Source organism: Microbulbifer maximicatervae (SeqCode) (assembly GCF_052468155.1).
Window position 1 is genome coordinate 3,415,457 of the sequence record NZ_CP174335.1, and the last position, 24,468, is coordinate 3,439,924.

21 protein-coding genes and 1 pseudogene are annotated in these 24,468 nt (G+C 44.4%); 16 read left to right on the plus strand and 6 right to left on the minus strand.

Annotated features, from left to right (window positions below; all coding sequences use genetic code 11):
• The first annotated feature begins 4 nt into the window (after positions 1-4).
• From tnpA to gad, 10 genes and pseudogenes are all read left to right on the plus strand, one after another.
• Positions 5-403: pseudogene (gene tnpA / locus ACJJIY_RS14660) on the plus strand (IS200/IS605 family transposase).
• A 1,056-nt stretch (positions 404-1,459) separates the two neighbouring features.
• Positions 1,460-3,202: a hypothetical protein gene (locus tag ACJJIY_RS14665; RefSeq protein WP_445358181.1), complete on the plus strand. Its 1,743-nt coding sequence runs from the start codon at positions 1,460-1,462 to the stop codon at positions 3,200-3,202.
• A 1,139-nt stretch (positions 3,203-4,341) separates the two neighbouring features.
• The gene (locus ACJJIY_RS14670) at positions 4,342-5,265 is read left to right on the plus strand and encodes a GlxA family transcriptional regulator (protein WP_445358182.1); all 924 of its coding nucleotides are present in this window, start codon (positions 4,342-4,344) and stop codon (positions 5,263-5,265) included.
• A gap of 150 nt (positions 5,266-5,415) precedes the next feature.
• Complete coding sequence (locus tag ACJJIY_RS14675) at positions 5,416-6,501, plus strand: PQQ-dependent sugar dehydrogenase (protein ID WP_445358183.1); 1,086 nt, start codon at positions 5,416-5,418, stop codon at positions 6,499-6,501.
• Positions 6,502-6,700: 199 nt separating this feature from the next.
• On the plus strand, positions 6,701-7,165 hold the full coding sequence (locus ACJJIY_RS14680) for a netrin-like domain-containing protein (RefSeq protein ID WP_444897587.1): 465 nt from the start codon (positions 6,701-6,703) through the stop codon (positions 7,163-7,165).
• Between the two features lie 309 nt (positions 7,166-7,474).
• A complete protein-coding gene (locus ACJJIY_RS14685; protein ID WP_444912840.1) occupies positions 7,475-8,041 on the plus strand; it encodes a hypothetical protein in 567 nt (188 codons plus the stop codon).
• A gap of 81 nt (positions 8,042-8,122) precedes the next feature.
• Positions 8,123-8,491, plus strand: a complete 369-nt coding sequence (locus tag ACJJIY_RS14690) for a SpoIIAA family protein (RefSeq protein ID WP_413665487.1) — start codon at positions 8,123-8,125, stop codon at positions 8,489-8,491.
• A 36-nt stretch (positions 8,492-8,527) separates the two neighbouring features.
• Complete coding sequence (locus tag ACJJIY_RS14695; RefSeq protein WP_444905541.1) at positions 8,528-9,331, plus strand: class I SAM-dependent methyltransferase; 804 nt, start codon at positions 8,528-8,530, stop codon at positions 9,329-9,331.
• 220 nt (positions 9,332-9,551) lie between these two features.
• Positions 9,552-11,072: an amino acid permease gene (locus ACJJIY_RS14700; protein WP_413665489.1), complete on the plus strand. Its 1,521-nt coding sequence runs from the start codon at positions 9,552-9,554 to the stop codon at positions 11,070-11,072.
• A 14-nt stretch (positions 11,073-11,086) separates the two neighbouring features.
• Positions 11,087-12,460: a glutamate decarboxylase gene (gad, locus tag ACJJIY_RS14705; RefSeq protein WP_445358184.1), complete on the plus strand. Its 1,374-nt coding sequence runs from the start codon at positions 11,087-11,089 to the stop codon at positions 12,458-12,460.
• 53 nt (positions 12,461-12,513) lie between these two features.
• On the opposite strand, the gene ACJJIY_RS14710 is transcribed toward gad, so the two are convergent.
• A complete protein-coding gene (locus ACJJIY_RS14710; RefSeq protein ID WP_445358185.1) occupies positions 12,514-14,082 on the minus strand; it encodes a multicopper oxidase family protein in 1,569 nt (522 codons plus the stop codon).
• A 129-nt stretch (positions 14,083-14,211) separates the two neighbouring features.
• Entirely contained in the window at positions 14,212-14,898 is a 687-nt protein-coding gene (locus tag ACJJIY_RS14715) for an alpha/beta fold hydrolase (RefSeq protein ID WP_445358186.1), read from the minus strand.
• Positions 14,899-15,324: 426 nt separating this feature from the next.
• Between ACJJIY_RS14715 and ACJJIY_RS14720 the strand changes: the two genes are divergently transcribed.
• Positions 15,325-17,232 carry an aconitate hydratase gene (locus ACJJIY_RS14720; protein WP_445359675.1) on the plus strand — a complete coding sequence of 636 codons (1,908 nt, stop codon included), beginning with the start codon at positions 15,325-15,327 and terminating at the stop codon, positions 17,230-17,232.
• 312 nt (positions 17,233-17,544) lie between these two features.
• On the opposite strand, the gene ACJJIY_RS14725 is transcribed toward ACJJIY_RS14720, so the two are convergent.
• Positions 17,545-18,558, minus strand: a complete 1,014-nt coding sequence (locus ACJJIY_RS14725; RefSeq protein ID WP_445358187.1) for an ELM1/GtrOC1 family putative glycosyltransferase — start codon at positions 18,556-18,558, stop codon at positions 17,545-17,547.
• A 647-nt stretch (positions 18,559-19,205) separates the two neighbouring features.
• On the opposite strand from ACJJIY_RS14725, the gene ACJJIY_RS14730 reads away from it, so the two are divergent.
• Positions 19,206-19,955, plus strand: coding sequence for a sporulation protein (locus tag ACJJIY_RS14730; RefSeq protein WP_445358188.1), 750 nt, complete (start codon positions 19,206-19,208; stop codon positions 19,953-19,955).
• A gap of 295 nt (positions 19,956-20,250) precedes the next feature.
• Here ACJJIY_RS14730 and ACJJIY_RS14735 read toward each other — a convergent pair whose 3' ends face one another.
• Positions 20,251-20,610, minus strand: coding sequence for a winged helix-turn-helix transcriptional regulator (locus ACJJIY_RS14735; protein WP_445358189.1), 360 nt, complete (start codon positions 20,608-20,610; stop codon positions 20,251-20,253).
• Between the two features lie 110 nt (positions 20,611-20,720).
• On the opposite strand from ACJJIY_RS14735, the gene ACJJIY_RS14740 reads away from it, so the two are divergent.
• Entirely contained in the window at positions 20,721-21,131 is a 411-nt protein-coding gene (locus ACJJIY_RS14740; protein WP_444927583.1) for a GFA family protein, read from the plus strand.
• Positions 21,132-21,544: 413 nt separating this feature from the next.
• On the opposite strand, the gene ACJJIY_RS14745 is transcribed toward ACJJIY_RS14740, so the two are convergent.
• Positions 21,545-21,874, minus strand: a complete 330-nt coding sequence (locus tag ACJJIY_RS14745) for a winged helix-turn-helix transcriptional regulator (RefSeq protein WP_444927584.1) — start codon at positions 21,872-21,874, stop codon at positions 21,545-21,547.
• 87 nt (positions 21,875-21,961) lie between these two features.
• Here ACJJIY_RS14745 and ACJJIY_RS14750 point away from each other — a divergent pair, with 87 nt between their 5' ends.
• Positions 21,962-22,261, plus strand: coding sequence for a YciI family protein (locus tag ACJJIY_RS14750; protein ID WP_444905530.1), 300 nt, complete (start codon positions 21,962-21,964; stop codon positions 22,259-22,261).
• Between the two features lie 381 nt (positions 22,262-22,642).
• A complete protein-coding gene (locus tag ACJJIY_RS14755) occupies positions 22,643-22,936 on the plus strand; it encodes a YciI family protein (protein WP_444927586.1) in 294 nt (97 codons plus the stop codon).
• 54 nt (positions 22,937-22,990) lie between these two features.
• Here the strand turns inward: ACJJIY_RS14755 and ACJJIY_RS14760 are convergent, their stop codons facing one another.
• A complete protein-coding gene (locus ACJJIY_RS14760; protein WP_444897575.1) occupies positions 22,991-23,725 on the minus strand; it encodes an SDR family oxidoreductase in 735 nt (244 codons plus the stop codon).
• Between the two features lie 108 nt (positions 23,726-23,833).
• Between ACJJIY_RS14760 and ACJJIY_RS14765 the strand changes: the two genes are divergently transcribed.
• A complete protein-coding gene (locus tag ACJJIY_RS14765) occupies positions 23,834-24,436 on the plus strand; it encodes a TetR/AcrR family transcriptional regulator (RefSeq protein ID WP_413665502.1) in 603 nt (200 codons plus the stop codon).
• Positions 24,437-24,468: the final 32 nt, after the last annotated feature.

Consider the following 24,468-nt stretch of genomic DNA (forward strand, 5'->3'; position numbering starts at 1 on the left):
CCATGTGCGAGATTGGCAGTGCCAAGCTCACGTGAAACATTATTGCAGGTACCATGTGGTATTTGTTCCCAAGTATCGAAAGAAAACGTTATTTGGAGCATTGAAACGTGAGATTGGAGCAATATTCCGAGACTTATGTCGTCAAAAAGACATTGAGTTGGTCGAGGGGTACGCAATGAGGGATCACATTCATATGTTGTTAATGATTCCTCCAAGGTTAAGTGTTTCCAATACGGTTGGGTTTCTGAAAGGGAAATCTGCGATCCAGATATTTCGGAAGTACAAGCATGTGCAGAGAAATTTCACAGGAAGGCACTTTTAGGCTCGGGGCTACTGCGTGAGTACAGTAGGTCTTGATGAGCAGATGATTCGAGAGTACATCAAGAATCAAGAGGTTGATTGAAGAACGCCGGCAAGAGCAGATGCAACTGGCTGCTTTCTCAACGGGTTCCTCCAAGCGTTTAAAGCGGCTTTCAAAGACATGGTTGAAATAGAGCCGGTACTTTGATGATATATTTTGCCATTCTAGAATTTGTGGGATACCTTCGGCAATAGTGCTGCTTTTTCAAGGTGCAGTTATCGGCCATTCCAGTCAAATAGTGATGTATGGGGTTAATTCGCTAGCACTTTTTATACTGGCTCAATTAAAGCAGTAATTTTCGCGGCGCTTTTGGTCCAATTGAAAGGTTTCGCCGGCGCTCAATTGTGGATCTTAATGAACGCCTTAATTTTATCCTCCAGCCCCCTCATACTGGAAAAGTCACCTCGTAGAGTGCTTTGCGTTCCAGCTGTGCAACCCTCCCTGTTACAGTATTCAGTCACGATAAAATAGATGGAGTAAAGCTAAAGTGTACTCGTGGATTCAGAAAAACCCAAGATGTAATAATTAATGTTTTGTGAAGCTCTGATTGTATCTATTTTCTTGAGGTTTTTGATTCAAATAAAGATCGTAGTGTGACACATTTAATAGTTTGAGCTTAGTGTTACATCTATTTAATTGCAGTTATATAAAATTAAAATGGATTCCGATGAGGAGTGAATTAATTTATTGCCCAGTATTCAGTTTGGCAATCTAAGGTTCAATTGTCGGATACTTTTTGAAGTAAATATTTACATGCTTTATCTCAGGTATGGCGCGGTGTTAATTTCTTATGAATGTGAACTAAGATGGTGCCAAATACCAAAAAGTAGAGCTTTTGCAGGAAGCTTGTCCTTTGTAATAAAAGTCAGGAAATCTAAGATGAAGCCTCGTGACAATTACCCATTTTTGTCACCTAACTTATCTGTGAGGTTTTAAATGAGACTTAGGTCTAATTTTAAGTGTTTTGCCTGGATGTTGATGATGCTTCCGGCGGCTGGCTTTTCAAAGACAATCTATATGTCCTCTGAGGGAGATGACTCCAATACCGGTATCAATATTGAGGAGCCGGTAAAGACTTTATCCCGGGCACAGGAGCTAGTGGATTTTAGTGATGGTGATACCACGATTGCTATTCGTGGCGGTACTTATTACGCTGAAAGTGTGAAATGGACTGAGACTGATAAGGTATATCGGTTAATTATTAAGCCTTACGCTGATGAGGAGCCGGTATTTGAGGGGCAGGGAAGCCAGTCATTTTTTAATCTGAGCGCTCAAGATGGTCAGTGCACCAATGTTGAGATCAGTGGCTTAACATTGCGCAACTATGCCACCTACGGAATAATCTTTAATGGTGGTAGGCAGAATAGAGCGTCGAGCTGGAATGGCTGTAATAAAATCCACGATAATAAGTTTGTGGAAATGGGCACATTATTTGATGTTAGTAACTGCCCAGAAGGTTGCGCTGGGTATGGTGTGGTTGACGTTGTAAATTCAAAATATAACGTGATTTATAATAATGTTTTTCATAAGGCGGAGAATATCCCTGAGCAATCATCGTTAATGCATGCAGTATATCTTGCTCATAATAGCAGTGAGAATGAGGTGTATGGGAACTACTTTTACACTATATCAGGTGACCCTGTTCGGGTAAGGGATGCTAGTAATTTTAACAATATACACAGTAACTATTCAGATCGCTCTGGAAAGATAGCCTTTCTTTCTAGCTGGCGTAATGTAGCCGGTGGGGAGCAGCCTTCGTTTGGTAATTTAGTGAAAAACAACATAATTACTTTCCCCTATCGTGATCGTAGTAAAATAGAAGTTACAGCTACTCTTGCGTCTGACGATGTTGGTACTTTTATTGAAAGAGAGCAAAAGTTCTATCATGGAGATCAAATAGTTAAGGAAAGCATTGGAGGCACCATCGCTGGTGACTTTAATGGAGATGGCCTGGATGAAATATTGGTAGCATTAAACTATAACGACTTTACAAAAGTTGTTTTGGCTACTGGTGGTGAAGGGAAATACCTTAAGGACGTTGTCTATATCGGTTCGGATTATAAAGTCTCTAATTTGGAGAGCGGTAATTACGGTGGTGGTGAGTCGGACCAGGCTATTACTGTACTTTCAAATAGGGAGAGTGATGAGACAATAGTTTACCGTGGTAACGGCACTAGAAGCTTATTTGATCAAGGGCAACTTTTTAATAGCGTTGATATGAGCATTGACGCAATAGTATCGGGTGACTTTGATGGCGATGGCGCTTCTGAAATTGTCACGGCTATGACCGCTCCATCAGGTGAAACGATCATCTACCGTGGAGACGGTATTGAAGGCTTGACAAATATGGGGGTTCTACACCGCAGTGACTACTGGGAAGTCCCCGCGTTGGCATCTGGCGATTTCTTGGGGGCAGGACATGATCAGCTAACAGTGGCCTTCCAGTCGGATGATGAAACCCGAATTTATCGTGGAGATGGTATTACTTCAGCAACCGGGTACGGATACTTTTATTCAAGCCCTGATTTCACAATTACTGCAATGGAAGCTAATGACTTTAGCGGATCTTCACTCCCTTCATTAGTTACAGCCTTCAAGCGTAAAACAGCAGGTGATGTTTCCCTCTATAGTGGCGATGGTATGAACACGGCAATGGACAGGCAGTTTTATAGTAGCATTTACTGGGATATTACTGCGTTAACCTCTGGGTCTTTTAGTCGCGATGGCAGTGTGAATTTGGTGGAGTCATTTACCAACCTTAGTCAAAGCCAGATCTGGGCAGGGAATGGGGTTAGCAGTATTTCATCTGGAGGCCTTATCCATAAACTTGAAAAGTTGTAACTGTCATTAAGTGTAATATGGCCGGTACCGCCTAATTGAGTACTGTATAGAGTCCCTCTCTACTCTTTGGCTGGGGGCTCTTACAAGAAGGTGCCTACAAGAGGTCGATTCCCTTCTATTGCTTAAAGGCTGCCTGTTTAATTCTATTGAAGTTAAGGTAGTGAGCTATACGGGGGATAGATGCGTAGATATGGTCTCACTCTACACCATGTTTACATAATGGCAGCCTGACATATAGTTCTTACGGCTTGTCGCGAATTACAAGGCCAAAGCTTTACGTGGAAAAATGGGCAGAAGTTGTTCTTAATGTGTGTAAAATTTTAATCCAAAATATCATTTAATTGCCCTGCATGTGTTTTATTTGATTCTCTTTCATTAGGTTTTTATTGTGCCCCTTGTTTGACGATATTGGGGCTAGTAAATCTCGGCTAGCTGTGAGGGAAAATGCACTAAAGCTCTATTGATTTCAAAGAAATATAACCTGCAATCCTTGGGTGCGAGGTCAAATATTACTGAAAAAAGACAATGCCTGAAAAATTTAATTGTTGCCTCATTCCAAATAATTACTTTTTACGTAATGCCATTACGGGAGGTGTAGTGAGTTTGTTTTACTATTGAAACTATTTGGTGGAGCTAATTGGTACAAAACATGTTATTCCAAATAATGGTCTTTTAAGAGAGGGCCTTCTATTTTCTGCTAAATAGCATGCAAAAAGCGCCAATTTTATAAGGGTGAAAAATGCTAGCTCTTACCGCCTAACAAAATAATTGTTGGTTCAATGGTGCCAAATAAAGAGATAAAAAATATTTGGGTGGCTTGTAAAGATAAATAGGGTTGAATTTGACCAGCTAAGGAGCCCCAAATAATAGATGACCCGTTATTCCGAAAAGCAATAATAATATCTCTTTACAGAATATAGGATGCTGGTACATTCTCACTTAAAGTCACTGAATCCAAAATAGTCATTTTGTCTTTTTGCGACAGGTTAACTTTGCAAGACAACATAAAAAATCCTTTAAGTTTGATAAGTTAGTTTTAGGTGTTCAAAGTGAAATGTAGTACCCCATCGCCCTACCTGGGTCTTAAGGAAAGAAATAAAAGAACGGTATCCATTGTTATTTGCTCCGGCGCTCAATGCTTGGATATTGCTGGCCCAGCAGAGGTTTTTTCATTTGCAAATAAGCAAATGGCCGATTTCGGTTACGGTGAAAACCAGCTTTACAACATCGAATTTTTGGCTGCGTCCAAAGAGCCCAAGGAAATATCAACAGGTCTAAAAGTATATCCTGACAAGTCTTTTGAAGAGGCAGGCTCCATCCATACTCTTTTAGTTGGTGGTGGTACTGCGAAAAGTTGCCTTGACTTAACGGATGACAGTCAGTTTCTTGAGTGGTTGAAAGTTAAGGCAAAGGAAGTTGAGAGGATAGGGGTTAGCGGAAGTGGCACATTGGTACTTGCTAAGGCTGGAGTTTTATCAGGGCATCGGGCTACAACCCATGAGAAATACATCGGTGATCTAAAAAAATATAAAGATATTGAAGTAGATAACAAAGCGATTTTTGTGAGAGATAAGAAAATCTACAGTTCTGTAGGGCGAAGTGCAGGGATAGACTTGGCCTTGGCTATGGTTGAGGAGGACTTCGGTCGAAAACTGGCCCTTTTAGTTGCTCGGGAAATGATTTTGTACCTGAAGCGTGATGGTGATCAGAGTCAGTACAGTAGTTATTTACAGGCACAATTAAAAAATAATAGGTTCTCCCCGTTGTTGGAATGGATAAACCTAAACTTAGAGCAGTCTCTCAGTGTTGATTTTTTGGCCAAAAAACAAGCAATGAGTCCCCGAAATTTTTCTCGCTGCTTCACAAGCGAGATAGGTGTAACTCCGGCTCGGTATTTGGAGCAGGTTAGAGTTGAGAAGGCCTGTCAGTTAATATTGGAGGCAGGGATTAGTCAGGATGTAGTGGCAACCCAGTGTGGCTTTTCGTCGCAGGAACAAATGAGAAGGGCGTTTCTTCGGCAGAAAGGTATTCTTCCCAGTAAATACCGCAAACAGTTCGCTTGAAAATACTGGATTTCGTTGATTTTCGGCTTATCTTCGATATGGGAGGCGGCTTTTCAGGGTTTAAGCATGAATGCTCATGTATGTCTGAATCTCTGAGTTGATCAACATCTTCACTTTTAGTTAATATTTATATTTTGCAAGAATATAAATATGAAATACTTACTTTTGGCCAGTTTGCTATTTGCAGCTTCTGCAAGTGCTGAGATAGACCTTGATTACCTCAAGGTACCCGAGGGCTTTAAGCTCAGCTACTTTGCAGAAGATGTTGAGACTGCTCGTCAATTGGCACGTTCTGAGTCGGGTACAGTATTTTCTGGTTCTTTCAGCGCGAAAAAAGTTTATGCTTTCAAGGACACAGATAATGATGGTGTAGCTGATCAGCGTTGGCTATTGATGGATGATTTAAAAGCGCCGACAGGTATTGCCTATAAAAATGGCGATTTATATGTGGCTGATGTCAATAAGATTATTCGCTTTCCCCAGATTGATAAAAATCTTGACAAACCGAAGTCTGAGGTTGTTTACGATCAGTTTCCAGCGGACAGGCATCATGGTTGGAAATTTTTGCGTTTTGATAGTGAAGGGCAGCTGATAGTGCCCGTCGGCGCGCCCTGTAATATCTGTGATGCCAACGAAAATTACTCAAAAATATTTTCGCTGGACTTGCAATCTAAGAAAACAAAAGTGATTGCAAATGGAGTGAGAAACTCCGTTGGCTTTGATTTTCATCCGCAAACCAATGAATTGTGGTTTTCAGACAATGGTCGGGACATGATGGGTGATGATATCCCACCCTGTGAAATCAATAAGGTAAGCTTTGCAGGAGAGCATTTTGGCTATCCTTATTTCCACGGTGACGATATTGCAGATCCGGAATTTGGCCAGGGTAAGAAGGCCGCTGATTATTCCAAGCCGGTATTAAATTTAGGTGCCCATGTGGCGCCTCTCGGAATTCACTTCTATCGCGCTGGGCAGTTTCCCAAGGAATACCAGCAGAACTTGTTGGTTGCTGAGCACGGGTCCTGGAATCGAAGCAAAAAATCAGGTTACCGAGTAATGATGGCGACAGTTAAAGATGGGGAGGTCACGGATTACAAGCCGCTGGTCACTGGTTTTATGCGGGATGAAACCACCTATGGGCGCCCTGTTGCATTTTTAGAAATGCCTGATGGTAGTGTGCTAATTTCTGACGATTTTGCCCATAAAATCTATCGCTTAACCTATACCGGTATTTAAATGGCCGATTTTATAGCTATCAGGGCTGCTCACTGAGTAGCCCGCTTGGTTATCCACTGTATTGATTTTCACGCTAGAGGAATTTCTGCCAAATTTCCTCACCTCTTAGCCATCCTTCAGACTCTGTAAAAAAGAATAAGCCGATCCTAATTACTTGTGCTATGTCTACTGCGATAAGAGCATAAGTAAGGAGAGGGTTGTGACGCAAAAAATATCCTGTGAGACATTTTCCAAAATCGTGAGCGTTATTTTATATCTCCTAGTGAGTAGCACGGCGCATGCGGCTGAGGACATAGCTTCGGCATCTACTGCTCATTTGGAATTACGTTTTGCCCAAGCTGAGGTTGTGGCGCAAGTAGAAATTATTGATGTTCACAGGGATGTGGATAGCGCACTGTCTGAGGAGGGAATTACAGCCATATCTGGCTATATCTACTCTGCCGTTCCCAGCCAGGTTTGGAAGGGGCCAATGGGTGGAGAGATCACCTTCCGCCTGGGATTTGAATCCTGCGATTTAAAGCTGGAGCAAGGTGAAAACTATCTGATTTTTGCGAATTTGGATAGCTACGGAAGGTTACACCTGAGGAGTTGTGAGGCGGTTATTGCCGAGTCAGACGCCACGGCGATACTAGCCCAACTTAATAAGTTTATTAAACAGGGCTAATAAGTTGCTTTCTTGCAGACCTGTTAGAACTATCAGTTGTAACTGGTTCTTTCTTTACAGCAATCCAACCTGCTACGAAGTGGCTCTCCCCCTTGAAGAACCCCAAAGGAGGGTTATTCTTATCAGTATTGGCGCGACCTTCTTTTACAGGCGCTGCATCTCATTAAGTTGCGCACCGTTGTAAACAGGCTGGAGTGTCAGGGTTTGGGATTGTTATCGAGAAAGTACACCGACCAGCACTGTGTAACCGGCTCGATTTTAATGATTAATGTCTTCTTTTGAGTTTGCCTGGGGTCGAGAGGTCCAGATATGAAGAAGTTACTGATTCCCCTGATCATTTTATTACTGATCATCGGTTATTTTATGTCGCGCAGCGGCGAGCATAAGGCTAAAGAAGCCTATAACTCGATGGAGCAGGAGCAGAAGAGTGAACAGATGAGGGGATCCTCTACCCCCTCTAGTGGAGGAAGTAGCGGTGGCTCAATGGCCCCAGCAGATACCTCGGATTCCCCTGATGGTATGGGCAATCCCGATTCCCAAATGCCCCAGGACTCTGACTCAACCGATCCCGCCCCTCCGGGGTCTTCAGATAACGGGGGCTCACCTGACGCTACTATGTCTGGTTCAGACAATATGGGTGCAGATGGCAACATGAGCCCGGATGCTAATGATTCTAGCGCCATGCCAGACGCGAGCAATAACTCGGGCGGCGACCTAAATCAGCAAGCGGATAAGGTCGTAGATGATGCTACGAAGGAAGCCAATGATGCTGTAGAGGGCGCGACTAACGATATGGATGCCTCTGCCGATGGCACTGAAACAGATACAGAGGCAGATACCGGTCAGGATGAAGGAATGGAAAGTAATGATAACTGACCAATAGTAATGACTCAGCTACATCGAGCTAAGCGAAAAGCAGGGCCGCACAGAAGTGTGGCCCTGCCGCATTCTCAAAATATGATTGAGCATATCTGGCATCAGGGTGATCGAATACTCGAGGTTAGACCAGTTGGGAAGTTAACCGTTGAGGACTTCCAGTTGCTAGCCGCTCAAGTTGATCCGATCATTAGCAAGCGGGGACGTATAGAAGGGTTGCTAGTCAATGCGGGAGATTTCGCTGGCTGGGAGAGCTTCGTCGCAATGATCTCTCATTTTCGCTTTATTCGAGAGCATCAAAGGCATATCCGCCGGATAGCCGTGGTTACCGATAATCCTATCCTCCGCTTTATGCCCAACCTTGCCTGTCACTTCATCAGTGCTGAGGTGCGTCCCTTTCCCGAAGAGGAGTCCGCTCAAGCTCTGGAATGGTTACAAAAACCGGGTTAGCATCGCCTCCCTTTTTCAATGTTACCTGGAGGGCAGGTGAGTCCATCGTTGGCTATTGTCGCTGCGGCGCCAGAATATGTTTCCGCAGCGGAAGAACTATCCGCTCAGTTAGATTACCCCCTCCTTGGAGCTATTTCTCCTGCTGATGTGGTCGACTTTCCCCAAGTGTTGTGTCTCGGAGAGCAACTGCAGTTATGTGCGACCGGGCGTAAAGCAGCCGGGCCAGTATGGGTGGATTTTGTTGCTGGAACACTTGCTCATCGCCGCAAGTATGGCGGCGGTAAAGCTCAACCAGTAGCAAAAGCTGTTGGTCTGCGTTCTGGCTTCCATCCCAAAGTTCTCGATGCCACCGCTGGTTTGGGTAGAGATGCTTTTGTTCTGGCGGCGCTGGGATGTGAGGTGCAGATGCTGGAGCGCAATCCGGTTGTTTTCCAATTGCTGAAAGATGGAATACGCCGGCTGCGACAGGCGTCTATCGGGGATGCTGAGTTGGCTGCAATTTCTGAGCGAATGAGCTTGGTGGATTGCTGTACGGCGGCGTCAGAGTGGCTCGCGCTGCAATCGGAGGAATCCATCCCTGTTATTTATCTGGATCCGATGTTCCCTGCGCGAGGGAAAGCTGCCAAGGTCAAAAAGGAAATGGCTGCCTTCCATCATTTGGTTGGGACTGATGAGGATGCGGATAGCTTATTGAGCCCTGCCTTGGCGGCCTGCTACTACCGCACAGTAGTTAAGCGCCCTAAGCTTGCCCCCTATTTGGCTGATATGAAGCCCAACCTTTCCTTGGAGGGGAAATCCGGCCGCTTCGATATCTACACCAAACATGGGGTTCCAGGCTAACTGCCACATACCGCTGCCCTAGCCGATTTCTCCTTGGGTGAAAGATGGTGTGGGCACCGACTTGCTATGAATTCTATGTTTCCATAAGTCCGTTGCTAAAAGGGCGGCTTATGCCTTGGTAGCGGCACCTCTGTTATCCCATCTATCCCGCAGACCCCCACGATAGGCTTTGCTTCTTTGTACTGCCGCAAAAATATTGCACTCCAGGGAGGTCCCATCAGTGCGACCAAAAGGGAGCAGTGCATCGAGCACCCCGGATATTGCCAACAGAAAGATGTTTTCTGTGGCTGCTCTCGGGCTCCTAACTGCCGCAACGGTCGTTACCAGCTTGCGTACCCTGCCGATGATGGCGCAAGAAGAACTGACGATGTTTTTCTATATCGGCTTTGCGGCATTGCTGTTCTTGATTCCTGCAGGGCTCGTGTCGGCAGAACTTGGCAGCGCCTTTTCAGAGCGTACTGGGGGTGTCTATACCTGGGTTGGTGAGGCCTTTACCCCGAAGGTGGGTTTTGTCGCTATATGGTTGCAATGGATCGAGTGCATTGTTTGGTATCCCACGGAGTTGGGTTTTGCCGCTGCGGCGGTGGCTTATGCGGTGGGCGATAATACCATCGCCCAGAATACCTACTATATCGGTGGGTTTTGTATTCTTGCCTATTTGCTAGCGACATTGATTGCCCTTACCGGAACCCGCTTTCTGGTAAAAGTGGCACAGTTTGGATTTCTGGTGGGTATCGTATTTCCCTGTTTGATTTTGATTGTCCTGGCTGTTTGGTGGGTGGTGAGTGGTAATCCTATTGGCTGGGAGACCTTGACCGACCCGGAAGTAGCAGTGCGTCGGGATGGTTATGATCACCCGCGCTGGTTTCCCCATATTAACGGTTTGGGGGCTATTGCTTTTCTCGGGGGTATATTACTTGCCTTTGCTGGTGTGGAAGCACAGGCCACGCATGTGTCGGAACTACGTGATACCCGTCGAGGATATCCAGCTGTAATTGCCATCGCCGCCGTTATTTCCATCCTGGTGTTCACCCTCGGCGCTCTCTCTATTGCTGCAATTTTGCCCTATAAAGAGATATCTGTAGAAACTGGCTTATTTACAGCTTACGAAAGAGCTTTTGGGCAGCTACTTGGGATTCAATGGCCCGTGCAAGCACTTTCCTGGCTAATTGGCTATGGTGCACTAAGTGGTGCCTTGGCATGGTTGGCTGGCCCCAGTCGAGGGCTACTGGCTACGGCCCAGGATGGGATGTTGCCGCCCTGGTTTCAGCGAGAAAACCGGGTGGGTGTACAAAAAAATATTCTCCTCGCACAGTTTGTAGTGGTAGCGGCAATCTCGTCCATTTACATTTTAATGGATAATGTATCTACAGCTTTTGTTTTAATTTCAGTGATGGCTATTAGCTTATATATCATTATGTACATAATGATGTTTGCTGCGGTTATTCGATTGCGGATCACGCAACCAGACTTACCCAGAAGTTTTCGTATCCCGGGAGGGCTGCCAGGGGTTTGTATTGTTGCCGGAATAGGCCTAATTTCCGTTGTTTTTGCCTTGGTAGTTTCATTTTTTCCACCAGAACAGCTCACGATAAAAAATCCTGTAACTTATGTTGCTCTCAATCTGGGTGGAATTGCTATAGCGATCACCGTTCCCTTGTTAATTTTCTATTTTCACAATCCCTCCTGGCGGGGGGAGGGGGGCCATCAACAGCAGTCATTTTCTGATATTGATGAGTGAGCCGGAGGTAGGTAGTGAAAGAGCAATCTCCATTTGACAGGTTCTTTGACGAATACAATGAAGATATTCCAGAAAAGCATTTTCCCCGGTGTAGTATTTCAGCAGAGGCTGCTGAGGCTATTGTAACCAGTGAAACCTGGGCTGACGCAAAGCCTGCGATGAACTTATCTTCGTTTGTCACAACTTTTACTGAGTCAGAAGCATTTGAGGTCGCTAAGAAACATTATCTGAAGAACTATATTGATCACGACATGTATCCACAGCTGTTTGCGATGGAAGCGCGAATGGTTCGCTGGTTACACAACCTCTGGAATGGACCTGAGGGAGTAGAGCCATACGGCGCAGCGACCATAGGCTCGTCAGAGGCCTGCATGTTGGCTGGTTTGGCGCACAAGTGGAATTGGCGTAAGAAGAGGCAGCAAGCCGGCAAAGACGGCTCAAAACCTAACCTGGTTACCGGAGCCAATGTGCAGATCGTTTGGGACAAATTTATGCGCTACTTTGATGTGGAGCCGCGCATAGCACCGTTAAAGCCTGGTCATTACCGCTTTACCAGTGAACATCTGGATGAGTTGGTCGATGAGAATACCATCGCTGTTGTCGCTATCGCCGGACAAACCTTTACCGGTGAGGATGATGCATTTAGGGCGATTCAAAACTGGTTGGATAAGTATGAAGAGAGAACAGGAAACGATATCCCTATGCATATTGATGGGGCGTCGGGAGGATTTGTTAATCCATTTCTCTATCCGAATTACAAATGGGATTTTCGTTTGCCAAGAGTGAAATCTATCAATGCCTCCGGGCACAAGTTTGGCTTGGTGCCGCCGGGATTGGGGTGGATAATTTTTCGTGAAAGAGCAGTTTTTGATGAAGACTTGATGTTCTATGTTAATTACCTGGGTGGGGAGATGCCTACAGCCACATTGAACTTCAGCCGAAATGCATCGCCGGTTGCCTACCAGTATTACAACTTTATACGTCTAGGCTATGAGGGTTACAGGCAGATTATGCAGCACACCTTGGAAAATGCGCAGACTCTTCGTCAACTTCTGGTGGCCAGTGGGTACTTTGAAATAATGAATAAAACCCAGAGAATCCCTGTTGTTGCCATGACCCTGAATAAAAAATATAAGAATTTTAATGAATATGATATATCCAATAAAGTACGTGAGCGGGGATGGGTTCTTTCTGCCTATTCGATGCCGCCAAACGCTCAGTCTGTAAACTCTCTGAGAATTGTTGTTCGCCCTCATCTCAATCAGAATGCAATCAGTGGCCTTGCAAAGGATATTATCCATGCTTGCGATTGGTTGAGTAAGCATTGTGGTAATGCAACTCCGCCCAAGTTACATGACCCGCAAAAAGTGGCCCCCAGTAAGTGTTAGTTCTTACGGGACTTTAACGATCCTTGCATTCAATGACTGGATAGATAAGTGGACTATTTTGGAATCTCAGAGGCATCTTTGACAACTCTAACATGCTGCATCATGCCCCCATCCTCATGATAAAGTAAGTGGCAATGCAGAGGATACTTTCCGGTAAAATCTTTGAAACGAGTACGGAATTTGACATGTCCATGGGGCGGTACTTGAAAAGTGTCGCACCAAAACGGTAGTTTGAGTGTGTGGTGCATGGGGTCTTCTCCAACCACCTCGATAACATAATACGGATTAACATGTATATGGATTGGGTGTGGGAATTCACTCTCATTAACCAAGGTCCACTCCTCTACTGCATCAAGCTCTACGTAATGATTAACCACTTCACATCCTTCGAATGGTGAATGATCAATACTGACATTCAGCCCGCGATAATATTTTTGAGGGTCATCAAGCGTGTTGGCCTGGAAAGTGAGTCGACGTGTATTGGTGATCTCATCATCTGTAATAGGTTTCAGTAAGTCCACTTTAAAACTGCTGGGGAAGGGTGGGGGCGCACATCGGGCGGGTGGTTTGCTGGGGGCATAGATTGCCGTTCCGATTTCCTCTCCCTGGGCAATAGCGATAACAAAAAGTGGACTGTTGTTATGGTACTTATAATGCGGCATTTGTTGGAACTCAATCGCATTATTGTAAATGTAAAAATGAGTTCCCGGAGTGGCGGCTTCACTGATTTTTAAGAAAAGGGAGGCTCGATTAGCTGGGCCCAGGCTTACTCCGTCTTGTAGGCGGTAGTCATCAGTAGGGTTTCCATCAAACCCGTAGATGTACATTTGCGCGAACCAAGGGCAATCGATATCTATCGATGTCCTGGTGGTAGCATTGAGAAGTCTCAGATTGAGAAGCTCGCCCACCGTTGCATGAATGATAGGGCAGTATTGTCCGTTAACGGTAATACAGTATTCACTATCTGGGAACTTAGCGACCTGGTGTTGATCCTCTACTTTTCCGTGCTCATCTACGGCAATATTCTGGAAGACAAGAATATGTTCCTTAACTCCCATTGCCTCAAGTTCATCGTCAAATTCATCCCTTACGATTAGGGCACCTGCCATCCCGCTGCCGACTTGTATAGCGACAGAGCCGTGCTTATGGGGGTGGTACCAGTAGAGCCCTGGGGGTTGGTCCTTTGGGATGTCGTATTCGTAGGTATAACTTTCCCCTGGTTTGATCTTCATGCAGACATTGTCGGCCGGAGATTCCGGGGAGACGTGGAGCCCGTGAGTATGTAAGTTGTAGGTATTGAACTCATGGGGGAAGTTTATTGTAGCGGGTGTATTGAGGGGGTCTTCCTCTGGCAGCAGGTTGTTTGTCTGGATAGTAAGGTGGCTATCAGCGCGAATTTCAATGGTAGGGCCTGTCAGTGTGAAACCTGCTTCTTGAGTGATTGATGATGAAAATACACGGGTCCAGGTTGGTGTGTCATGGGTTTTGTAAAAACTGAAAATGTTATTCTTTTCGTACTGTACATCAAGTTTAAGTTCTAATTTTCTATTTTCTTTATCCATTGAGTAAGCGGGCGGATTTTTTATGGGCTCTAGAAAGGAAATATGCTCTCTATTGCTCACTGTTAACTCTGAGAATTTTGTGGGAAGCAAGATTGGTAAGGGGTATTTTATGAACGAATATCAGTTTAGATTCTAAGGCTGGATTATTTGTGGAATTTCTCGCCATATAATCGTTAATTGAGAGGTAAGTTAGGGTGGCAATAATCCTTCTGCAAAATTCATAATAATTCTCGCGACTTTGTTGGGGTGTGCCTGAGCAATAAAGTGCCCACCTGGAATATCAATGACATTGAGGTTGATGTATATCGCAGATATATCGATGACAGCTTTTTTACTTACAAGTCGATCTCTACCCGGGCGGATATAGACGGCAGGGATTTCCAATTTTTGGGATGGTTTGGAGATAGAGGCGATATTATGAAGCCTTTGCTTTAGTTTGCCTCTGTTGGTATTTAGTAGGGCGTTATAGGTGCTGTCAATGAGTATGTCACTGCCTTTGCCATTGAAACCAAAGAAATTTAGTGTGATTTTGGTTAAAGATGGGCAGTCTATAAGCGAAATTGGAGCTAGTTGTGCTGCCTTGGATAGCAGCGAAGGAGAGCTTATAAAGCTAGCTATAAAGGTAATGCCTAAAATTTTCTCGGGAGCTAAAAGGGATAGCTCATATGCAACTCTTCCTGAATAGGATTCAGCGATAATGTAAGTCTTCTCATTGAGATAGCTCTTGGCGATTGATTGAGCTTGAGCCAGGTAACTATCCCCTGGGAGCTTGGAAAGGCAGATAGTTTCGGTTGTCCATTGTTTTGGTAGTGCCTTAATCAAACCTGAAAACAGTGTTCCTGTTCCATCAAGTCCTGGTAGAAGTAAAACTTTCAATTCCGAATATCCTGCTGGAATTTCCTATTAATTGAATATTAACATGCTTATGTTGAGTACTTCTCTATATATGACATTCAGCCAGGGTAATTCTTCTTGATGATTGTACGGGACAAGCAATCTGGTAGTGCCGAAAGGTGAAGTTTTCTATCGTATGAGGCGGTTTGAGTTGCTGTGAAGGCTGTTGGGTGTGCATGTTTTAGATAAAAATAGTTTCTTTGATTTAAGCCTCTAAATATATTTAATTATTCTAGTGGATATTTATTTATACTAATACGTTATTTCTAGTTATGTCGATAACGAAAACGGAATTGCTAGGCCAATAAGTTGTCTAGGTGAATAAGTATTAGAGTTCGTTAGTGTAACTTAATGACAGGCCTAAACGTAGCTAGAAAGTTAATTGAAAGTCATTTGGTCAAAGGGAATATGGCTCCCCAAAGTGTTATCGAGCTTAAAATTGACCAAGTCCTCAGTGAGGATGCCACCGGCACGTTAGTGATGTTGGAGCTTGAAGCTTTGGGGGCGAGGCAGGTGAAAGCAGAAATATGCGCTCAGTATGTGGATCACAATGTATTGAGGGCAGACCACAAGAATGGTGATGACCATGTATTCCTGCAAAGTTCCTGTCGAAACTACGGGATATGGTACTCGCGACCCGGAAATGGTATTAGCCATCCTGTCCACATGGCTTGTTTTGGTATCCCCGGTAAAACCCTTTTGGGTGGGGATAGCCACTCATGTGCTGCGGGCTCGTTAGGTATGTTAGGAATAGGAGCCGGAGGAATTGAGGTTGCGCTCGCAATGATGGGATTTCCGCTTTCTCTGGTAATGCCAACTATTTTGGGGGTGCGTTTAGAGGGGGAGCTACAGCCATGGGTAAGCGCTAAAGATGTTATTTTGGAGCTTGTACGTAGATATACATTGAGAGGTTGCTGGAACAAGATCGTTGAATATCACGGCCCTGGATTGGCAAACCTTACAGCAATGGATCGTCACGTAATCGCCAATATGGGGCAGGAAATGGGGGCCGTAACAAGTGTCTTTCCAGCTGATGATCAAGTGAGGCTTTTCTTGCGGCAGCAGTCGCGCGAGAGCGACTTTGTCGAGCTGCTTGCCGATAAGGATGCAACCTATGATGAGGTTGCAACTTTAGATCTATCGAAAATTGAACCAATGATCGCTTGCCCCTCGCGGCCGGATAAGGTTGTTAAAGTTCGTGAAGTTGAAGGTAGGCCAGTTTCTCAGAGCTATATCGGTTCTTCGGCTAACCCTGGGTTGCGTGATTTTTCTATTCCCGCCCGGATGGTAAATGGTCTCTTTGTACCGCACGAGGTTTCTTTAGATATTAATCCCGCGTCGCGCCAACTACTTCATGAGCTGACTCATAGTGGTGACCTTGAAAAACTACTTGGTGCAGGGGCTTACTTGCATGAAACCGGCTGTGGTGGCTGTATCGGTATGGGGCAAGCCCCAGCTAGCGGGCACAATAGTCTTAGAACTGTGCCGAGAAACTTCCCTGGGCGTTCGGGAACTAAAGAAGATAGCGTCTATTTATGCAGCCCAGAGACTGCGACGGCCAGCGCCCTGAAAGAAAAAATAACTGACCCCAGAAATTTAGACATGGATTATCCGGTATTTGAAGAGCCTGAACATCTAATGGATATGCGATCACTATTGGAGCCACCGCAGGAAATACCAGTGAAAGTTGAGGTGAGAAAGGGCCCCAACATTAAGCCTTTGCCAGTTTTGGAAAAAATGTTAAGTGTGATCGAAGGCCCTGCGCTTTTAAAGCTGGAGGATAATGTTTCAACCGATGATATTATTCCCGGAGGTGCGGATGCTTTGCCTTATTGGTCAAATGTCCCAGAGTTAAGCCGCTTTGCTTTTTCAAGTGTAGATGAATCTTTTTATCAGCGGGCTTTGAGCACCAAGGAGGATATATTTCTTATTGCTGGCAACAGTTTAGGTCATGGGTCGAGCCGGGAGCATGCCTCAATTACATTGCGATATTTGGGAGTGCGCTGCGTCATAGCCAAAAGTGTAGCAGGACTCTATCGCAAGAATCTTATTGACCACGGAATTCTCATTTTAACATTTTGTAATCCAAGCGATTTTGACGCCTTTAGTAAAGATGATCAACTTCAATTTTATGATCTCTCAAGCTGTACAGGGGGTAACAAGATGCTAGGGCTGAGAAATGTGACAAAAGGCATTAAGATTTGGTTGGAAAATGATCTTTCCCAAGAAGAAATTGAAATAATTAAATTTGGAGGCCGCATCAATTATATTAAGGGATTGTTGAGAAGGTCTCTGGAAGATATGGGTCCATTTTAACAGTATGCTAGATATTGTGGGGTTGGCTCTCCACGCGAAATACTTGCTTGTATTTTTTAGGACGATATTTTTAATTGTGAGTTGGCAGTGAATGTATAGATTAAAATTTAGGTTGGCTTTTGATGAAGTTCTACTCGCTTGGTGGGGCTGAAGAGAATATTATTTGCTGCTAGTAGTTTTTGCTGCTGCAATTGACTAGTTAGAATATGCAGGATCTCTTGCTGTTAAAAGTTTGTCTCAGGTTATATATCAATAGATCTTTGTGTTGAAGTCTCTGTCGTTATGATGGTCAATTTAAGCGATTGAGATCGCTCACCTACCATTGCTGCTGATGTCAAGCGCAGAGATAATTTCATCGTATCTTGCTTTAGAATGGTATCCATAATCTAAGTTGAAATCTGTTGATAGGGAATCATTGAAGGTCTTGGCCAGTTCGAAAATCTGCATCCTCTTTATATAAGTTTCACTGTAAAGTTTATTAATGAGAGTTTTGTGGGCTCCGTAGATGTTATTCTCTTGGGGGACTAAAGTATATATAGGTTTAGATAGAGCAAGGGCCTCAGAAATCATTGATGAACTGTCTTCGGTTATAAAGATAGCTTCACTTGCACCGAGTATTTCTTCGAGGCTGGCGTTGGGGGCCTCATAATCTAGCAAGTTGAAGCATGTATCAAATGGCATGTTGCTTTCAATTAGCTCAGCCACATATTTAGGGGTTCTTCTTGAGGTGCTAATTAGCCATGAAATATTTTGATAGATCGCTATTTTTTTTAGCTCTTCTATCAATTCTATATAATCCTTCCGTGTGTATTTATAGCCGCTCCCATTGCCTCCGATAAGTAAAGTGTAAAAGGGTTTGTGGTGTTTCTTCTTTAAGTTGTCGCCCAATGCATTGCATAAATTTACATCTATGCGGCTAAACGGAAGGTATTTCCTTGATTTTTTAATATCCTCTTTGGTAGATAGGGTTAGAGAGAAATCGGTTTTGCTGAAGCTGTAAATATTTCCTATGGCAATATTCATGCATTGTATTTTTTGGGTTAGTGCAACGTTCGCAGCAACGCTATTTCCACCAAAGGAAATAATTAGATCTGGTTTTCTTTTGAAGGAGGGGTTTCTGTGAAAGAACATAATAAAATTGTGTGCGCTTCTGGCGAGATGCCGAGTCAATAGTCTTATTGGTTTGTTTAGGGTCTTTAAAACTGGTTTGCTGATGGTGATTTCATAAGAGTATTTGCCCTTGGAGTGGCGGGAGAGCAGCTGGTATAGCCCCAGCGAAGGACTGAGATGGCCCGGTTTTCCATCGTAAATAATTAAAATGTGCATAACCTTGCTTAATGGTTTGAGAAATGTTTCTAGTGGGGTTTAAGTGAATAGGAGTACCCTAAATTGATTATTCTCAATTTTCTGTAGATGGAGTGTCTATACGTAGTGGCTGAGATGGAGAGTTTCAATCTGCAGATTTAAATTTACAATCTACCTTTGGTTTGTTATCGACTTCTGGTGCTGCAGATAGTGGTCTAGCCCTTGCAGCATGATGAAGGTGTGAGAGGGTGTGATTTTGAAATTATTTCTGATCATATTTTTACTTCTTCGGTATAAATAGGGCTCAGATACTATGGTACTGCTGGAATTTTCTTAACAACAGTTAGGATTTTGCCGATATTCCAACGAAAAATGACACATTTAGAAAAAGTAAGTGGCCTTATTCAAGCATTGAATTTTTTATTGTTGGGGAAATATGTAATAAAAATATCTCTTTTTAATCAGGCAAACTCTCCCTGAGCCTGGTAGAGGTAGGTATGGGTGTTATCAATTATTTATGTAGAAGTTCAAGACATAAATGAACTTATTGGGCCTGGTATTACCTAAATTGGATTTATGTTAATGTTGGACTCTATTTATTGGGCTAAGAAATAGGTTGAAGTCCATATTTTAAGGCCAGGTTGTTTGGTTAGGTGAGTACCCCAAGTATGTCTATGTTTCAAAAACTCAAAGCGTCAATAGGTATTGGTGCAGCTAAAGTTGATACAGTTCTACAAAACTCTGAGCAAGTTCAGGGTGGAATCATTGAAGGGGCTATCCATATCATTGGTGGTGATATCGACCAGCAGGTGGATGCTATAAGTTTAAAGCTCTGCACCGAGATCAAGGTGGAGACCGATGAAGGGGTAAGCCATGAGCGTTTTGTACTGAATGAATTACAGGTACAGGACCCTTTCACTATTGGCGCTGGAGAGAGCCGGGAAGTTCCTTTTCAGTTGGCGTTGCATGAAGAGACGCCGGTTACTGTTTTAAACACCCGTAAAAATAAAAGCTATGTATGGCTGGAAACTTCCCTGGATATTGATTTTGCGCTGGACCCGAAAGACAGGGACCCCTTGCGGATAAGACCTTTACCTGTTGTAGAGAAGGTACTTTCCATGATCGAGGAAAGTGGCTTTAAAATGGTAAAAGCGGATGTTGAAAAGGGGCATTTGCGTGGAAACAATTTTGTCTCCCGGTCTGGTTGCTACCAGGAGATAGAGTTTAAGAGTAGTGGCTTGTTGACTTCAAAAGAGATTGAACTCTCCTTTATCGTTGATGGTGAACAGGTGCACTGTTTGGCTGAAATTGATCGCAGATTTGGTCTGCGGGGCGATGAATATCATTCATTTTCATTAGCACATGATGCGAGTGATAATGAGGTTGTCGCAGCGGTTCAGTCTATTTTGTCTCTATAGATGAGCTAATCCATAGAGTTTGGCGGCACTGAGCTGCCGGGCCGTTAGGGGCAAAAGTGTTCCAGTAAAAAAGTATACTCTTAGTATCAGCTGCCGCCAGGTTCGTTAGTGATTCAGGAGGGTTTCTTAATGAGATTGGGGGGGAGCATAACAGGCAGAGTCAATATCATAAGCTTCTGGCCATTTATGGAGAGCAATTTCGGAGTAAAAATGCATAAAAGTTGCTGTTATTGCTAAATTTTCAGCTTAGCTTGGTCCTGCGGAATTGTTGCGCTTCTGGCCCCGAATCAAAGGGTTAGGTTTCCATAAACCACTTCGGGGGAATCCATGAGCCTTCAAAATATGTATTTCCCCATTTGGCGATTGCCTGAAGAATCGGTAAGACATCTTTGCCTTTCTGTGTTAGCAGGTACTTATATCGCTTAGGCTTTGATTGATATTGTTCCCTCACCAACATTCCCTCTGCTTCTAGCATTTTTAATCTTTCTGCGAGTCTGTTGGTTGGTATTTTTTCTGGTGAGTCAGCTAGCTCGCTATAGGTCTCTTTACCACACAGTAAGTCTCTTAGAATAACTAATGTCCATTTATCGCCGAATACGTCCAGTCCGTTCACGATAGGGCATCTCGAACGTAAAAATTGATTATCAGGACTCATGCTCACACTCTTACTGCCAGAAAATGAAATACTAGCCTAGTTACTTGCGAAGTTGAAGTTATTGATTTAGGCTAAGGTTGCTTCAACTTCGTAAGTAACAGGGAAAATTTATGTCCAAAATATCTGGAGAATGCCTGTGCGGTTATATTAGTTATTCTTGCTCTGAAGAGCCGGTAATGGCGGGTCATTGCCAATGTAAAGATTGTCAGAAAATTAGCGGGGCTGGACACATCGCTAACATAGCTATTCCTCGCGGAAGCTTAGCCATTAGCGGCGATCTTGCATTTCATGAGAAGCAGACAGATAGCGGCAATACAGTAAGGAGAGGTTTTTGCCCTCGCTGCGGTTCGCATATTTATGCGGAAAATAGCGGTATGCCGCAGTTTGAATTTATCCGCGCTGGAAGTCTTCATGATCTGGAGCAATTCAACCCGACAATGGTGGTATATGCTGGTAGTGGTGCATCTTGGGACTATATGGACCCGGAATTACAAAAATTTGAAAAAATGCCAGAAATGTGACCTTAACAATCAAAAGTAGGGGATGTAGCGCACAGCTGTTTTTGGATTAAGGAAACTTCTGAAAATCACATTTCTCTCAATTTATCTCCCTGCAATCCCCGTGACTCGCTGCTTACGGGCACAAAAAGGTAACTCATAAGAGTGCCCTTAAGAGCAGTGGTTTGTTGACTTCTAAAGAGATTGAACCCTCCTTTACCCTTGATGGTGAGCAGGTGCATTGTTTGGCAGAATTATTCGTAGATTTGATTTGCGCGGCGATAAATATTATTCGTTTTCGCTAGCGCATGATGCGAGTGATAATGAGACTGCCCCATCGGTTTAGTCCATTTTTTCGCGATTGTTGACCTGCCTCCAAGAACCCAGCGGCATCTAGGCTGCAAGGCTCTTGGGTTTTGGCTTTTACAGAGTGTCTATTAGGCCTTGAGGGATTCCTCCCAGTTATTAGCCCATTCCCTCAGTGGATCAAGGGTTTCCATTAACGAAACTCCCAGATCTGTCAGTTGATATCCGTTCGTACACTTATTAATCAATTTAGCTTCACTCAACTGTTTGATTCTTGTATTTAGTACCGAAGGGGACATGGCATCACACTGGGCTTGGAGTTCCCTGAAGCTCCGGGGTGTGTTCCTCAGTTCCCACAGTATTCTCATATTCCATTTTCGCCCGAGCAGATCGAATACAGCCATGATGGCTATGCCGCTAGTCGAGCCTCTGACAGTTTTTTTCGGTAGAGGAGTTGCCATAGTTCTTGCGCTTCTAAATTAGTAGCGTTACAGTTGCTACGAAATCAGTATCAATTTTATGGTATTTTTAGAGAAGAGGGAATGGGTATGTTTTTAGTGGATATGCATTTTAAGGATATGAAAAAGCTAACCCCAGAACTGACTGCGGAGCATAGGCTTTATCTGGAAGGAGAGTACAAGTCTGGAAGTTTGCTCTTTGGAGGAAGGAAAAACCCCAGGACTGGAGGGGTTATTGTTTCTCGCCACAACAGTGAAGAAGCATTGCGGAGAGTGCTTGATGAGGACCCTTTTATAAAAAGTGGAGTGGCAGTTTATTCGCTAACTGAATTTGAGCCTGTTATGGCCTCTGAGCAGTTTTTACACCTTCTAAAGATGAGTTCGCATTAACAGTCTTAAGAGTGAGCTCAAAGAGGGAGTGCCATCTCATTAATCCCCAAATGTTTTGAGGGGAGTTTGGTATGTGGCTTTGAGGGGGATACCATAGCCTGGAAGGCAGATGAAGCTCTTCAGGCCACATGTAACTTGATTAATCTGAAGTATCGTCTAGTTAGCACTATTGCCTAAGGAAAGGTACTTGATGGCACCATTAAATTAAATGATGCCCGATCATCAATCTCCGATGGTTTCCATTTAAGCTGCTACTTGGGGATTATCCTCTATCGCCAAGGTGGAAAGATTTGCTATCTATTAGATTGGTGGAGGCTATTTCTACAAGCTTAAAGTGGTGTAAAGAGTTGATATATAGCCCCTAAGGAGGGGGGAGATGTTATGTTTTTAGTGAACTTGAATTTCCCGGATCTTAAAAAACTGACTCCAGAGTTAATGGCGGAGCATGTGAGCTACCTGGAAGGACACTACAAGTCGGGGGACCTGCTTTTTGGGGGAGCGAAAGAACCTAGAACTGGCGCGATAATTATTTCACGTCATCCCTCTGAGGAAGAGCTGCGAAAGGTTCTGGAAGAAGACCCTTTCACAAAACATGGGGCGTCGACTTTTACGATCACTGAGTTTGTACCCGTTATGGCTTCAGAGGAATTTTCCAGCCTCTTGAAAGAACCCTAGATCGGGTTCCTTCGAGGCTTGTTTTACTTCTTACTCAGACAATCTTCGGCCGTGTTATTCGCTAAGGTCTGCGGTGATCACCGAATCAGAGAAGCTCTGATAAGCGGCTTCAAAAGTCTGCGACATGGCATCCGGGAAGAGGTGAAAATCCCCATTTTTTAGCGCGCCAACAATTTCCTCAGCCACTGCACTGGGGGATTCTCCGTCCTCCAGCCCAGCCTGTTTGGCCATATCTGTTTTGATGGGGCCGGGGTGAACACTCAATACTTGTACGCCTCGCTCCTGAAGCGTTTCTCGAAGTGCCTGGGTAATTGCGTAGCTGGCGGCTTTGGATGCGGAATAGGTGCTAACGTGTGGGAAGGTACGCAAGGATACGACCGAATTCATTTGTACCAGGGCGCCTTTGCTCTTTTCCAAATGGGGGGTGAATGCTTTGGCTACACGGACAAGCCCAAAGGTATTCACTTCCAGTTCCTGCTTAAGGGAGTCCTCTACATGGTCGCTAAGCGGGTCTGCAGGCGCAAGTACCCCGGCATTGTTCACCAGAATATCCAATTCCTGAATCGCCTTTGCCGCCGCCCCTACACTTTGGGCTTTTGCCACATCGAGTTCCAATGTGATTACTTTGTCGCCATATTTTTCTGTCAGTTCTGTCGTTGTCTCTGGGTTGCGCACGGCCAGATAGACTTTTTTTGCGCCACCGTCGAGAAAGCGCTCAACAATTGCCTTGCCAATTCCGCGGTTTGCTCCAGTTACAAGGGCAGTTTTTCCTTCGATTGAAATGCTCAATTCCGTTCTCCTGTGAAGGGTTGATCAATATTGTACCGATCGGTAAGGTTTGAGCTAAGTCTTACCGATCGGTACAATATTGTCAAAACAATTTTTGGGAGATTGCCAATGGCGGGACGCAAGCCGGAGTTTGATAAGGCGCATGCGCTGGAATCAGCAACGAAAGTCTTTTGGAAAAAGGGCTATGTGGGCGCCTCAATGGCTGACCTGACCAAGGCTATGGGGATTAATAAGCCCAGTCTGTATTCTTCCTTTGGCAATAAAGAGAAACTGTTTGTTCTTTCATTGGGGCAATACTTGGATAGATATGCCAAAGATCGTATGCAGTTCCTAACGGAAGAGGGAGTGCCGTTGCGGCAGCGATTGCATAGTTATTTGCTGGCTACCGTTAAAGGACAGGCCGGGGAGGGAACCCCGAGGGGTTGTTATCTGGCGTTTGGATTATCGGAAACTGCCGGTGATGCTTTGCCTTCTGATGCCATTGACGCTTTAAAAGCTGCTGACGCAGAAGCGGTAAAGCAACTGGTTGACTTGTTTCGTTTTGATAAAGAGTCCCAGGCTATAGGGCTGGATCGGCGTGCCGAGGAGTGCGCTATGTACCTGATTACCTTGTTGCATGGCACAGCATCGGTATTGCGATCCGGGCGAGAACTCAAGGAGGTGGAACCCTCTTTGGAGTTTGCACTTAATGGATTGGGGCTGGAGGCGTGATGGAAGTGGAAATTTAGACCTCTGAGTATTCA